The following is a 13,764-nucleotide window of genomic DNA, read 5'->3' as shown; positions in this document are numbered from 1 at the left end:
CGGCGACTCTTCAGCTCTCTTCTTTTTCTCGGCCGTCACCCAGTTATGCACCGTCTGCGCGACCAAATCAAAATCGCGCGCCGCTTCGGTATAGCTCAGCCCGCCCTCGAGTACCGCGTTGACGACCTCAGCCTTCAATTCCGGCGAGTACTTTCTCGGTCTCCTTGCCATGAAACACTCCTCCGGGCTCCTCCGCCAGTCTACTTGGAAGACGTGTCCGGAGACCTCGGAGCACATCACTTTCCCGCCTTGACACGCCTGCTCGGCGACTGAAACACAATCAGGCATCGGGGGCGGGGGTGGTCGTAAGGTGATTCGGCGCCGTGAGGCGCTTTCCGCCCGCAGGGCGGGCTCTCCGCCTGCCCAACGTCACCTCTAAAGATCAAAAGATGTCCTCGCCGGACGGGCAGGCTCCGGGATGACGGGGGACCGTTGTTATCTCACCTCGGGTGGGTGGTCGCTGGGTGGTCATCCCGTCGCCTTCCGGTTTGTGTGTATCACCTTGAGCCAGGGCCGCAAGGTTGGCATGGTCGGCCGCCGGAGAGAGCCCGGGTTGCGGCCCTGGCTCAAGGTGATCGTTGCGTGTCAGGCGACGGGATGACCACCCAGCTACCTTGGGTTCAAAGACGGCGCTGGCGCGCCGCAAAAGAAAGGCCGGGCTCCGCTGTGGGTGTCCACAGTGGAGCCCGGCCGTTCTGGTCAGGCTGCGGGCACGGTCAGCGCCGGCGGTGGGGTGCCCGTCAGCGCGTTCAACAGCTCCGTCAGCTTCTGGATCAGCGTCTTCAGCAGGTCCGCCACGATGTCCAGGGGCGGCGGCGGGTTCTGCAGCGGCGACGTCGACGGCACCTGCTTGACGGTGCTCGCCTGGGACGGGTCGGCGATGATCCGGCTCGTCGTGTCGGCGTCGTTCTTCGCGGAGGCCGCTGTTTCCCGCGTATCCGACTGCACGGTGTACTTCTCGCCCGCGGCGAGGTCGCCCAGCAGCGGGCTCATCTGGCCCAGCGCGCGCTGGGTGCCGGGCACGTCGGCCGAGTAGGCCGAGTCGACCAGCTCGGTGCGCAGCTGCAGCAACTGCTCACCGGCGGCCTGGGTGCTGGACGTGCCCGATCCGTCGGCCGCGGCGACAGCGGCTCCGGTCAACGCCAGAACGCTGCCGGCCACCACCGCGGCCACGATCCGGGCGAAGTTGCCTCTCATTCCCTACCTCCTGGTGTGGGTGACCTGACGCGCAGCGAGAAGTACCAACACCACCGCCGCTCAACCGTCCTGCCACCCGATCCGGGAGTGATCACCACCCATCGGTGTCACAACCGAAAGCGGCCCGGCGAGCCACAAAGGACTCACCGGGCCGCTGCTCCGTGGTGGGAGACTACTTGCCGAACGCTTCGGCGACCTTGTCGCCGAGGGACTTGTCCACGTTGCGCCAGTACTCGAACACGCGCTCCAGCACCGGCTCGGACACGCCCTTCTTGGCGTGGCCGATGATGTTCTGCGCCAGGCGCTCACGCTGCGCGTCGTCCATCACCTTGCGCACCAGGGTGCCCGCCTGGCCGAAGTCGTCGTCCTCGGCGCGCAGCCGGTAAGCCGACCGGATGACCTCGTCGACCACCCCGTAGGAGGACACCGTCTCGCCGGCGTAAGCCGCGTCGGCGTGCGGGCCGCCGAACGAGTTCGGCGCGTACACCGGGTCGCCCGGGTTCTGGTAGCGCATCGCGCCGTCCCGCGAATAGCTGTTCACCGGCGACTTCGGCGCGTTCACCGGCAGCTGCGCGAAGTTCGCGCCGATCCGGTAGCGGTGCGCGTCCGGGTAGGCGAACAGGCGGCCCTGCAGCATCTTGTCCGGCGACGGCCCGATGCCCGGCACCATGTTGGTCGGCGCGAACGCGGCCTGCTCGATCTCCGCGAAGTAGTTCGACGGGTTGCGGTCGAGCACGTACCGGCCGACCTTGATGAGGGGGTAGTCGCCGTGCGGCCACACCTTCGTCAGGTCGAACGGGTTGAACCGGTAGTCCGCGGCCTCCTCGTACGGCATGACCTGGACGTACAGGGTCCAGCTCGGGTGGTCGCCCCGCTCGATCGCGGTCCACAGGTCACGGATGTAGTAGTCGGCGTCCTCACCGGCGATGCGGTCGGCCTCGGCCTGGGTCAGGTAGCCGATGCCCTGGTCGGTCTTGAAGTGGTACTTGACCCAGAACTTCTCGCCGCCCGCGTTCTCCCACAGGTAGGTGTGCGAGCCGAAACCGTCCATCTCGCGCCAGTTCGACGGGATGCCGCGGTCGCCCATCAGCCAGGTGACCTGGTGGGCCGACTCGGGCCGCAGGGTCCAGAAGTCCCACTGGATGTTGTGGTCGCGCAGGTGGTTGTCGGCGCGGCGCTTCTGCGAGTGGATGAAGTCCGGGAACTTGATCGGGTCCCGGATGAAGAACACCGGCGTGTTGTTGCCGACCAGGTCGTAGTTGCCCTGCGTGGTGTAGAACTTCACGGCGAACCCACGCGGGTCGCGCCAGGTGTCGGGCGAGCCGTTCTCCCCGGCCACCGACGAGAAGCGGATGACGCTCTCGGTGCGGGTGCCCGGCTGGAACAGCGCGGCCTTGGTGAACTGGCTGACGTCCTCGGTGACCTCGAGGAAACCGAACGCACCGCCGCCCTTCGCGTGCACCACGCGCTCCGGGACGCGCTCGCGGTTGAAGTGCGCGTTCTTCTCGATGAGGTAGTGGTCCTGCAGCAGGATCGGGCCGTTGGCGCCCAGGGTCAGCGAATCGTTGTCGCTGGCCACCGGGATGCCCACGTTGTTGGTGGTCGGCTTGGTCACGCCGAGCCCTCCTTCTCGTGGTGGGTGGTGGAACAGGCGGGGCACAGGCCCCAGAAGACGACCTCCGCCTCCTCGACGACGAACCCGGCGGTGTTCGAGGGTTGCAGGCAGGGCGCGGCGCCGTGGACGCAGTCGACGTCCTCGGCCCGGCCGCAGCCGCGGCAGACGAGGTGGTGGTGGTTGTCCCCGGTACGTCTCTCGAACCGGGCCGGATGGCCGGCCGGTTCGATGCGCCGCACCAGTTCGGCGTTCGTGCAGGCACCCAGGACGTCGTAGACCGCCTGGGTGGACACGGAACCGAGCACGTCCCGCACACCGGCCGCGACCTGGTCGGCGGTCGCGTGGGGGTGCCCGGCGAGCCACTCGAGAACGGCGACGCGCGGAGCGGTGATCCGCAGGCCGGCGGCCTTGAGCTGGTCCCGCACGGGGCTCGACTGGTGAGGCATCGCAACCAAGCTTGCCCGTTAATCTGGAATGAGTCAAGAAAACTGCCCAGGCGGGTGAGTGACGTTCCCCGCCCGGCCTACAGCGGCAGCCCGTCCTCCAGCAGGGTGACCGCCCTGTCGACCACGCCGGCCAGGTTCTCCGGAGCGTCGGCCGCGCTGAAGTACGCCGCGAAGACCACGCCGACCACCGCTCCGGCCCACACCCGCACGGAGAAATCACCGGGGTCCCGGCCCACTCGCTCGGCCGCCGCCTCGGCGAGCATGGACACCCCGGCCGCGATCTGCTCCAACATCCGGTTCCGCAACTCGGGGACGGCGAACACCAGCCGCTGCCGGGCACGCTCCAGTTCGGACTCTTCGGCATCCAGCCGCGTGAACACCTCGGCGCACGCGGCCCGCACCGCCTGCAGCGGCGTCAGCTCCGCCGGCTGCGCCACGAAGGCCCGCATCAGCACCGGGTCGAGGCGGTCGTAGAGGACCGTGTCCTCCTTGGTCGGGAAGTAGCGGAAGAAGGTGCTCTGCGAAACCTCGGCGGCCGCGGCGATCTGCTCGATCGTGGTCTCCGCGTAGCCCTGCGCCGCGAACAACCTCAGCGCGTGCCCCTGGATCGCGGCCCGCGTCCGCGCCTTCTTCCGCTCCCGCAACCCGACCGGCTGCTCATCCCGCGACGACCTCATGCCCCGATTCTGCCCCGGCCACGTCCTGCGCCTGCCGCGGCAGGAACAGCGCGGCCAGCACCGCACCCACCAGGGCGAAGCCGGCGCACACCCACAGCGCCGCGGCCATGCCGGACACGAACGACTCGCGCACCGAGCCGAGCAGCGCGGGCACCCGCGCCGCGACCTCCACCCCGGCCGCGGCACTGCTCCGGACCGCCGACGCCGCCTCGCCGGGCAGCCCGCTCACATCGACCCGCGTGCGGTAGGCGGCGTTCAGCACCGTCCCGAGGATCGCAACCCCGAAGGTGCCGCCGACCTGCCGCACGGCCTGCAGCACACCGCCGCCGACCCCGCCGCGCCCTGGACTCAACGCGCCCATCGCGACGTCCATCGACGGCGGCAGCGCGAACCCCAGCCCCACGCCGACCAGCGACACCCACACCGCCGGGAAGCCGTACCCGTCGCCGGCGCCGGTGGCCGTGCCGGTGACCAGCCCGGCCGTCATCACCACGAACCCGGCGCTCACCAGGACCCCCGCCCCCAGCCGCGGCCGCAGCCACTCCGCGGTCCGCACGCCGACGAGCAGACCGCCGACCACCGGCAGCAACCGCAACCCGGTCCCCAGCGCGTCGGTCGCCTGCACCGCCTGGAAGTACTGCGGCAGTACGAACAACGCGCCCATCATCGTGAAGGACGCCAGCGTCGCGAGCACGGCACCCCAGCGGAATCCGGGCGAGGCGAACAGCTTCAGGTCCAGCAACGGCTGGTCCACCCGAGCCTGGTGGACGACGAACCCGGCCAGCAGCACCAGCCCGCCGGCGACCGGCCCGAGCACGGCGGCCGACCCCCAGCCGCGGTCGCCGGCCTCGACCAGTCCGTAGGTCAGCGCGGCCAGGCTCACGCTGGACAGGACGACACCCGGGAGGTCGACGCGCCGGGCGCGGTCGCCGGGCAGGTTCGGCACCAGCCAGGCCAGCAGCACCAGGCCGGCGAGCACCGCGGGCACGTTGAGCAGGAAGACCGAGCCCCACCAGAAGTTGTCCAGCAGCCACCCGCCGACCACCGGTCCGAGCGGGATGCCGACCGCCATCGCCGCCGCCCACACGGCGATCGCCCGCGCCCGGTCGGCGCCCGGGAACAGCACGTTGAGCACCGACATCGACAGCGGCACCAGTGCCGCCGCGCCCAGACCGAGGAACGCCCGCGCCGCGATCAGCATCTCGGCCGTGCCGGCGTAGGCGCAGGCCACCGAGGCCAGGCCGAAGAGCGCGAGACCGCCGAGCAGGAACCGCTTGGTGCCGAACTTGTCCCCGAGCAGGCCGGCCGGCAACAGTCCGGCGGCGAGCACCAGCGTGTACGCGTTCGAGAACCACTGCAGCTCGCTCGTGGACGCCTGCAGGTCAACGGCCAGGGTCGGCAGGGCGACCGACAGGACCGTCACGTCGAGCCCGAAGGCCAGCAACGCCACTGCGAGCGCACCCAGCGCCCACCACCGCTTCACGCCGTCCATTGCCCCTCCAAACTGAAAGTCACTGTTTTTTGATAGTAGATGTCAGTTTACGTGCGCGGCAAGCGGCGGAAAAGGAGTTGCACGGGCGTGCCAAAGTGGGAACATGTCCCTCCAGCCGTATCGCCAGGTCCTCGCCGTGCCCGGGGTCCGCATGGCGATGCTGCTGTTCTTCTTCACGCGCCTGCCGATGACCGCGACCGGGATCACGCTGACCCTGCACGTCGTCAGCGACCTGGGCCGCGGGTACGGCGAAGCGGGGCTGGTCGGGACCGCGACGATGCTCGGCAGCGCGCTCGGCGCCCCGATCGTCGGGCGGATGATCGACCGCTACGGGCTGCGCCCGGTCACCTCGGTCTGCGGCCTGACCTCGGCGGCGTTCTGGCTGGCCACCCCGCACCTGCCGTACACGGCGCTGCTCGTGACCGCGCTGCCGGCGGGCGCGCTCGTGCTGCCGGCCAGCTCGATCGCCCGCCAGGTGCTGACCGCGCTGGTGCCGCCGGAGTCCCGGCGCTCGGCGTACTCGCTTGACTCGATCCTGCTCGAGACGACCTTCATGGTCGGCCCGAGCGCGGGCATCGCGGTCTCGACGCAGCTGTCGTCGACGCTCGCGCTGAGCGGGATCGGCGCCTGCTTCGCCCTCGGCACCGTGGCGCTGTGCTGGTTCAACCCGCCGATCCGGCACGAGGCCGAGGTGGTCACCGCGGCGCGGCCGCCCATGCGGGAATGGCTCACGCCGCGGCTGGTCGGCGCCCTGCTGGTCGCGTCGGGCGCGCTGTTCTGCCTGATCGGCACGGAACTGGCGACGCTCGCCGCGCTGCGCGCCACCGGCGAGGTGGGCTGGACCGGCGTGGTGATCGCCGTGATGTGCGTCGCGTCCGCGGTCGGTGGCATCGTCCACGGCGCGGTGCGGAAATCGCTTTCCCAGGCCCGGCTCATGGTGCTGCTGACCGTGCTCGTGATCCCGGTCGGGCTGGCCAGCGGGCTGCCGTGGTGGCTGCTCGCGATCGCCCTGGTGCCGACGAACCTGGCCTGCGCGCCGACCCTCGCCTCGACCGCCGAGGAGGTCACCGGCCTCGCGCCGCCGCGGGTGCGCGGCGAGGCGATGGGCCTGCTCGACGCGGCCACCCGGCTCGGCATGGCCGCCGGCAGCCCGGTCGTGGGGTTCGTGATCGACCACACCACACCCGGGTGGGGCTTCGCGGCGGCGGGCCTGTTCGGGCTCGGATTCGCCGTGGTCGCGTTCGGGCTGCGCCGCCGGTCAGCCCGGGTGCCGGCTGTGGCGTCGCTGTGAACGACCGGTTTGACCGGTAAGTGCGGAACGCGGGCGGTGTGATCACGCGTTGGCCCGGTATGAACAGCACAGCCGGCGCCACCCTGGAGATGACGATCGAACCGCGGGCGCTGCTGGTGATCGCCGGGCTGCCCGGTTCGGGCAAGAGCACCCTGCTGCGCAGCACGCAGGCCAGCCGCCCGGTCGAGGTGCTCGATTCCGACCAGATGCGCGACCGGCTGGCCGCCGCCCTGCCGCCGGGCACGCCGTACCGCCGCTACCGCCCGGCGGTGCACGTCCTGCACCGGGTGCGGGTGATGTTCGCGGCCATCCGCACCCCCGGGCCGGTCGTGGTGCACGACCCGGCGACCTGGTCGGCGACCCGGGCGTGGCTGATGCTGACCGGGCTGGTCACCGGACGGCGACGGCACCTGCTGTGGGTGGACTGCACCCCGCAGGAAGCGCTGGCCGGGCAACGCGCGCGCGGCCGGGTGCTGCGGAAGGCGTCCTTCTGCCGCCACGTGCGCCGCCTGCCCCGGGTGCGCGCGCTGCTGCTCGACGGCCGGCCCCGCGGCTGGAACGAAACCACGGTCATCGACCGGGAAACGGCCGGCCGGGGCCTCCACCTCGTGGTGCGCTGAGCGCGAGTCCCACGCTCCGTCGCGCGAGTCCCACGCTCAGGCACGCGAGTCCCACGCTCAGGCACGCGAGTTCCGCGTTCGCGGTGGGTCAGCCGATCGCGTCCAGTTCGGCGATGGCGTCCGCCGGGAGCTCCAGTGACGCAGCCGCCACGTTCTCCCGCAGGTGGGCCACCGACGACGTGCCGGGGATCAGCAGGATGTTCGGCGAGCGCTGCAGCAGCCAGGCCAGCGCGACGGCCATCGGCGTCGCGCCGAGGCGGGCGGCCACCGAGTCCAGCACCTGCGACTGCAGCGGCGAGAACCCGCCGAGCGGGAAGTACGGCACGTACGCGATGCCCTGCGCGGCCAGCGACTCGACGAGCTCGTCGTCCTCGCGGTGGGCCACGTTGTAAGCGTTCTGCACGCACACGACCGGCGCGATCGACTGCGCCTCGGCGACCTGCTCGGCGTTGACCGTGCTGATCCCGAGGTGCTTGATCAGGCCCTCCTGCTGCATCTCGACCAGCGCGGTGAACGGTTCGGCGATCGAACCCGGCACCGCGGAGTGGCCGTCGTCCCCGCCGCCGACGCGCAGGTTGACCACGTCGAGCGCGTCCACGCCGAGGTTGCGCAGGTTGTCGTGCACCTGGGCACGCAGCTGCTCGGGCGAGCGCTGGTGCACCCAGGCGCCCTGGTCGTCGCGCACCGCGCCGACCTTGGTCACCACCACGATCCCGTCGTAGGGGTGCAGCGCCTCGCGGATGATCTGGTTCGTGACGTGCGGGCCGTAGAAGTCGGCGGTGTCGATGTGGTTGACACCCAGCTCGACGGCCTCGCGCAGGACCGCGACGGCGGCGTCGCGGTCGGCGGGCGGCCCGAACACCCCGGGGCCGGCCAGCTGCATCGCGCCGTAACCCATGCGCCCGACGGTGAGCCCGCCGGTGAGGGTGAACGTCCCGCCGGCCAGTGTGTTCGCTGTCATGGAAATCCCTTCTCGACTGCTTGGGCTCCACGATCCGCCGCGCGCCGGGGAACAGGCAGAGCCCCCGCGATCCTAGGAGTCCCGGGGACAGGAAGCCGACGCCCGGGGCAGCGCGAGCCCCTGCGCGTGGGACTCACGCGCCGGAGCGCGGGACTCGCGCGCCCGAGCGTGGGACTCGCGCGCCCGAGCGTGGGACTCGCGCGCCCGAGTGTGGGACTCGCGGGCGTGAGTGTGGGACTCGCGGGCGTGAGTGTGGGACTCGCGGGGGGGGTGTGCTTATGTGCAGGCCTGGCGGAGGCGCTCCAGGTTCGCGGTGTTGGTCTGGACCCAGTCGTTGATGTCGCTGATGCCCTGGCTCTTGCGCTGCTCCAGCGCGACGTAGGAGTCGGCGATCGCGAAGAGGTTCTGCTGCAGCGTCTGGTCCGTCACCTGGTTCCCGAGGTTCCGCAGCTCCTCGGCCTTCTGCTGCGCCTGGGCCGCCACCTCCTCGGCCGAGGCGTACGGGTTCAGGTTCGCCAGCCCGAGCGCCTGCGAGCACGCGCTCACCCGGTCCGCCGTCTCCGCGGCCTCCGCACAACCGGCCAGCACGACCGCCATCCCGACAACTCCGAGCACCCGCAGAATTCTCATACCGCCCAAACTACCGAATCACGGTTCCTGCCCGGCGGCCTTCCACCAGCGCACCCCGACGACCAGGCCGATCGCGGCCACGACACCGAACAGCACCCACCCGACCGGGAACCCGCCGCCGCTGACGGACTCCTGCGCCGCGGGCACCACCGCGGCGGTGCCGCTGACCAGGCCGAACCGCGCGGACAGGTCCTCCCGCGGCTTCGGGCCGACGTCGACCGGCCCCGAGCAGCCCGGCTCATCGCTACCGACGAGCCGGAGATCGGGCAGGTCGGTCAGGTCGAAGCACACGCGGAACGAACCGTCCGGCAGATCGTCCAGCAGGTACGAACCGTCCGCGGCGGTGCGCGTCACCGCGACCGGGCGCCCTTCGGCGTCCTTCATCGTCACCGCGACGCCCGCCGCGCCAGGCTCGCCCGCGTCCGGCTCGCCGTTGCCGTTGCGGTCCAGCCAGAGCAGGTCGCCGAGCCGGTTGCGGGCGGGCGCCAGCCCGACGCCGACGCTGCCGTCCCGGTGGCCGACCCCGACCACGACCGGCGGGGCGCACCCGCTCACCAGGTCCACATCGGAATCCTTTGTGGACTCCCCAGCACGCGGCCTGGTGAACTGGTACCCGGCCACCGGCGCCGGGAGCGCGCCGCGGTCCACGCACACCTGGTAGGTGCCGTCCGGGATCCCGGTGAACCGGAACTGCCCGTCCGCGCCGGTCGTCGTCGTGGCCTCCTCGCCGCCGTCGGCGCGGAGCAGCTTGACCGGCACCCCGCTCGGGCCCGATTCGGTGTCGTCGGCGATGCCGTTGCGGTTCGTGTCCGCCCACACCCGCTCACCGATGCGGTTGACCGGCGCGGCCAGCCCCGCGTTGAGCGCGGTGTCCTCACGCTTGCCGAGGCCGAGGGTCACCGCGGAGGTGCACCCGGTGGCCGGGTCGGCGCCGGAGGCCGCGCTCTTCTCCACCGGGGTGAAGTCGGCGGCCGACGGCGGCAGGTTGGCCAGGTCGAAGCACACCGCGAACGCGCCGGACGGCAGGTCGTCGAAGGCGTACTTCCCGTCCGGGCCGGTGGTGGTCATGGCGAACTGGGTGCCGTCCGCGGCGCGCAGCTTGACCGGCACCCCGGCGATCCCCGGTTCGATCGCGCCGGGCCGCCCGTCGCCGTCGACGTCCTGCCAGACCAGGGCGGCGATCCGGTTGACCGGCGGGGCGAGGCCGGCGTCCATCGTGAGGTCCTGGGTGCGGTCCGGCTTCAGCTCGGTCGGCGCGGTGCAGCCGGTGGCCGGGTCGGGCGCGGAGTCCTGGCCCGGACTGCCGGCTCGCTGCCGGGTGAGCTGGTAGTCGCCGTACTGCGGCGGGAGCTTCGCGGTGTCGAAGCAGACCTGGTAGCTGCCGTCGGGCAGGTGCGAGAACTGGTACTGGCCGTGCGGGCCGGTGCTGGTCCCGGCGACCGGGCTGCCGTCGGCCTTCTGCAGCCGCACGCCGACGTCCGCGATCCCCGGCTCGCCCGGATCCTGCAGGCCGTTGCGGTTGCTGTCGGCCCACACCAGGTCGCCCACCCGGTTGAGCCCGCCGACCACGCCCGCGTCGACGGTGTGGTCCACCGCGCCGGGCGGTCCGATCGCGACTCGCACGGACCCGTCCGCCGGGTCCACATCGGAATCCAGCGACTGGTCGCCCGCGTGCGGCACGGTCCACTTCAGACCCTCGACGGGCGGGGATCCGGGCAGCGGTCCGGTGTCGACGCCGCTGAAGTCGAACTTGAGCGTGTAGCAGCTGTGGGGCTGCAGGCCCTCGGCCGGGCCGAACAGGTAGCGCCCGGCGCGGTCGGTGGTCTTCTCCGCCAGCGGCGCGCCACCGCCGTCACAGCCCAGGAGCTGGACCCGCACGCCGGGCAGCGGGGGCTCGTCGCCGTCCTGGATGCCGTCGCCGTCGGTGTCGAACCACGTGCGGTCGCCCAGCTGGACCGGACCGTCCATGCCGCCGACGCCCATCGTCAGCGTGACGGCCTTACCGCCGCCGACGTCGACGAACTCGGTCAGGCTGGCCCGGCTCTGGTCCTCGACGGCCGGCTTGACGTCGGGCATCGACGCCGGGATGGCGGCGTCCACGCGGTACTTGCCGCCGGACAGCGGGGTGGTGGCGAGCTGGACCGACCCGTCCGGCCCGGTGACGCCGCTGACGCTCGCGCCGCTCGGGTCGGTGGCCACGACGAGGATGCCGCCGACCCCGGTCTCACCCCGCACGACCCGCACGGTGAGCGGGCCGTCGGTGTCGTCCGCGGTCGCCACGAGCAGGGGCGTGCTCAACCCGAGCACCGCCGCCGCGCACACCAACGCGGCCAGGACATGCCTTGCCAACGCGAGCTCCCCGACTTCTCCCTGCCACTGACTGGGCCCACCCTAGAAGCGCGTTCACGTCAGGCCAGGGAGAAGTCGGCTCCCCATCGGGTGATTTCGGGGAGATCAGAGCAACGCTGAGTGTCGGTCAGCCGAACTCGGGGGCCAGCTGCTCGGCGATCTCGTAGGTGTTCAGCGCCGCGCCCTTGCGCAGGTTGTCGCCGCACACGAAGAAGTCGAGCGTGTTCGGGAAGTCCAGCGCCTGCCGCACCCGTCCGACGTACGTCGGGTCGCCGCCGACCACCTCGGCCGGGCTGGGGAACTTGCCGTTCTCCGGGTCGTCGACCAGCACGATCGTGGGCTGGGCGTCGAACACCTTGTGCGCGGCCTCCACGGTGACCTCGCGCGCGAAGGTGGCGTGCACCGCGAGCGAGTGCGTGGTGACCACCGGGACGCGCACGCAGGTAGCGGACACCTTCAGGTCCGGGATGCCGAGGATCTTGCGCGACTCGTTGCGGACCTTCAGCTCCTCGGAGAACCAGCCGTCCCCCTTGTACGAACCGGCGGCGGGAACGACGTTCAAGGCCAGCGGCGTGCCGGCGAACGGGCTGTCCGCCAGCGGCAGACCGGCCGACTCCAGCTCGGCGCGCACGTCCCCGGCGGTCGAGCCGAGGCCCTTGCCGGACACCGCGGCCAGCTCGGCCTGCAGCCGGTCGATGCCGGGCTGGCCGGCCCCGGAGGCCGCCTGGTAGGAGGCGACCACCAGTTCGGTCAGGCCGAACTCGCGGTGCAGCGCGCCCAGCGCCGCCATCATCGACAGCGTCGTGCAGTTCGGGTTGGCGATGATGCCGCGCGGCCGCTGCCGCACCTTGTCCGAGTTGACCTCGGGCACCACCAGCGGCACCTCGTCGTCCATCCGGAACGCGCCGGAGTTGTCGACCGCGATCGCGCCGCGCTCGGCCGCGATCGGCGCCCACTCGGCGGACACCTCGTCCGGCACGTCGAACATCGCGACGTCCACGCCGTCGAAGGCCTCCGGGGACAGCGCGATGACGGTCAGTTCCTCGCCCCGCACCGTGATCTTCTTGCCCGCCGACCGCGGCGAGGCGATCAGCCGGATCTCACCCCACGGCACGCTCGGGCGGCCGTTGATGATGTCGATCATGACGGTGCCGACCGCGCCGGTGGCACCGACGAGAGCCAACGTTGGAGCCATTTCAGCGACCACTCCCTGCGTAAACGACGGCTTCTTCGTCGCCGCCCAGTTCGAAGGCCTCGTGGATCGCGCGCACCGCGTCGTCCAGCTGCGCGTCGCGGATCAGGACCGAGATCCGGATCTCCGAGGTGTTGATGATTTCGATGTTGACGCCGACCTTGGCCAGCGCCTCACAGAAGGTCGCGGTGACGCCGGGGTGCGAGCGCATGCCGGCGCCCACCAGCGAGACCTTGCCGACCTGGTCGTCGTAGAGCACGGAGTCGAACTCCAGCTCGCCCTTCAGCTTCTCCAGCTCGGCGACGGCCTTCGGGCCGTTGGCCTTGGACAGCGTGAAGGTGATGTCGGTGCGGCCCGCGGTGTTGGAGACGTTCTGCAGCACCATGTCGATGTCGATCTCGGCGTCGGCGATGACCCGGAAGATCCGCCCCGCGGCGCCGGCGTGGTCCGGCACCCCGGTGACGGTGACCTTGGCCTCCGACCGGTCGTGCGCCACACCGGTGATCAACGCTTGTTCCACGGGGATCTCCTCAATCGAACCGGCCACGGTGGTGCCCGGCTTGTCGCTGTAGGACGAACGGACCCGGATCGGCACGCCGTAGCGGCGGGCGTACTCGACCGAGCGCAGGTGCAGGATCTTCGAACCGCTCGCGGCGAGTTCGAGCATCTCCTCGTACGGGATGGTGTCGAGCTTGCGCGCGTTGGGCACGATCCGCGGGTCGGCGGTGTACACGCCGTCCACATCGGAGTAGATCTCGCACGCGTCCGCGTTGAGCGCCGCGGCCAGCGCCACCGCGGTGGTGTCCGAACCGCCGCGGCCGAGCGTGGTGATGTCCTTGGTGTCCTGCGCGACGCCCTGGAAGCCGGCGACCAGCGCGATGTAGCCCTGGTCGAGCGCCTCGGTGACCCGGCTGGGTGTCACGTCGATGATGCGCGCGTTGCCGTGCACGCCCGTCGTGACCACGCCCGCCTGGGACCCGGTGAACGACCACGCTTCGAAACCGTGTGCCGAAATCGCCATCGCGACAAGCGCGTTGGAAATGCGCTCCCCAGCGGTGAGCAGCATGTCCATCTCTCGTTCGGGCGGCACCGGGTTGACCTGCTGGGCCAGGTCGAGCAACTCGTCGGTGGTGTCGCCCATGGCGGAGCACACGACGACCACGTCGTTGCCCGCCTTCTTGGTGGCCACGATCCGTTCGGCCACGCGCTTGATGCGATCAGCGCTCTCCAGCGACGAACCGCCGTATTTCTGGACCACGAGCGCCACTTGTCTGCCGACCTCCTATTTCGCACC

At 71.2% G+C, this 13,764-nt stretch carries 13 protein-coding genes; 2 read left to right on the top strand and 11 right to left on the bottom strand.

The window, feature by feature from the left end; genetic code table 11:
* The 6 genes from D0D15_RS37885 to D0D15_RS23240 all read right to left on the bottom strand — a co-directional run.
* Positions 1 to 171: transposase (locus D0D15_RS37885; protein WP_162830567.1), on the bottom strand; the 171-nt coding region annotated here is incomplete at its 3' end.
* 528 nt (positions 172 to 699) lie between these two features.
* Positions 700 to 1,197: a hypothetical protein gene (locus tag D0D15_RS23260; protein ID WP_094006298.1), complete on the bottom strand. Its 498-nt coding sequence runs from the start codon at positions 1,195 to 1,197 to the stop codon at positions 700 to 702.
* Between the two features lie 172 nt (positions 1,198 to 1,369).
* Positions 1,370 to 2,812 carry a catalase gene (locus D0D15_RS23255; RefSeq protein WP_094006299.1) on the bottom strand — a complete coding sequence of 481 codons (1,443 nt, stop codon included), beginning with the start codon at positions 2,810 to 2,812 and terminating at the stop codon, positions 1,370 to 1,372.
* Positions 2,809 to 3,258, bottom strand: coding sequence for a Fur family transcriptional regulator (locus D0D15_RS23250; RefSeq protein ID WP_094006300.1), 450 nt, complete (start codon positions 3,256 to 3,258; stop codon positions 2,809 to 2,811). The genes D0D15_RS23255 and D0D15_RS23250 overlap by 4 nt, the downstream gene beginning before the upstream one ends.
* Positions 3,259 to 3,335: 77 nt before the next feature.
* On the bottom strand, positions 3,336 to 3,935 hold the full coding sequence (locus D0D15_RS23245) for an acyl-CoA-like ligand-binding transcription factor (RefSeq protein ID WP_094006301.1): 600 nt from the start codon (positions 3,933 to 3,935) through the stop codon (positions 3,336 to 3,338).
* Positions 3,916 to 5,427 (bottom strand): DHA2 family efflux MFS transporter permease subunit, encoded by a 1,512-nt coding sequence (locus D0D15_RS23240; RefSeq protein WP_094006302.1) that lies wholly within the window; start codon positions 5,425 to 5,427, stop codon positions 3,916 to 3,918. The genes D0D15_RS23245 and D0D15_RS23240 overlap by 20 nt, the downstream gene beginning before the upstream one ends.
* Before the next feature lie 103 nt (positions 5,428 to 5,530).
* On the opposite strand from D0D15_RS23240, the gene D0D15_RS23235 reads away from it, so the two are divergent.
* On the top strand, positions 5,531 to 6,718 hold the full coding sequence (locus tag D0D15_RS23235; RefSeq protein WP_115944732.1) for an MFS transporter: 1,188 nt from the start codon (positions 5,531 to 5,533) through the stop codon (positions 6,716 to 6,718).
* Positions 6,719 to 6,777: 59 nt separating this feature from the next.
* A complete protein-coding gene (locus D0D15_RS23230) occupies positions 6,778 to 7,338 on the top strand; it encodes a P-loop nucleotide/nucleoside kinase family protein (protein WP_115944731.1) in 561 nt (186 codons plus the stop codon).
* Positions 7,339 to 7,426: 88 nt separating this feature from the next.
* Here the strand turns inward: D0D15_RS23230 and D0D15_RS23225 are convergent, their stop codons facing one another.
* The 5 genes from D0D15_RS23225 to D0D15_RS23205 all read right to left on the bottom strand — a co-directional run bounded on the left by D0D15_RS23225 (position 7,427) and on the right by D0D15_RS23205 (position 13,737).
* Positions 7,427 to 8,299 (bottom strand): aldo/keto reductase family oxidoreductase, encoded by an 873-nt coding sequence (locus D0D15_RS23225; protein ID WP_094006305.1) that lies wholly within the window; start codon positions 8,297 to 8,299, stop codon positions 7,427 to 7,429.
* Positions 8,300 to 8,575: 276 nt separating this feature from the next.
* Positions 8,576 to 8,929 carry a hypothetical protein gene (locus D0D15_RS23220; protein ID WP_167481542.1) on the bottom strand — a complete coding sequence of 118 codons (354 nt, stop codon included), beginning with the start codon at positions 8,927 to 8,929 and terminating at the stop codon, positions 8,576 to 8,578.
* Positions 8,930 to 8,947: 18 nt separating this feature from the next.
* On the bottom strand, positions 8,948 to 11,278 hold the full coding sequence (locus D0D15_RS23215) for an SdrD B-like domain-containing protein (protein WP_244214979.1): 2,331 nt from the start codon (positions 11,276 to 11,278) through the stop codon (positions 8,948 to 8,950).
* A 127-nt stretch (positions 11,279 to 11,405) separates the two neighbouring features.
* The gene (locus tag D0D15_RS23210) at positions 11,406 to 12,473 is read right to left on the bottom strand and encodes an aspartate-semialdehyde dehydrogenase (protein ID WP_094006308.1); all 1,068 of its coding nucleotides are present in this window, start codon (positions 12,471 to 12,473) and stop codon (positions 11,406 to 11,408) included.
* A gap of 1 nt (position 12,474) precedes the next feature.
* Positions 12,475 to 13,737 carry an aspartate kinase gene (locus tag D0D15_RS23205; RefSeq protein ID WP_020420288.1) on the bottom strand — a complete coding sequence of 421 codons (1,263 nt, stop codon included), beginning with the start codon at positions 13,735 to 13,737 and terminating at the stop codon, positions 12,475 to 12,477.
* Between the last annotated feature and the right edge of the window lie 27 nt (positions 13,738 to 13,764).

This window comes from Amycolatopsis thermalba (assembly GCF_003385215.1).
Classification (GTDB): Bacteria; Actinomycetota; Actinomycetes; order Mycobacteriales; family Pseudonocardiaceae; genus Amycolatopsis_E; species Amycolatopsis_E thermalba.
Note: the sequence above shows the minus strand (reverse complement) of the source record. Positions and strands in the feature narration are given on the sequence as shown.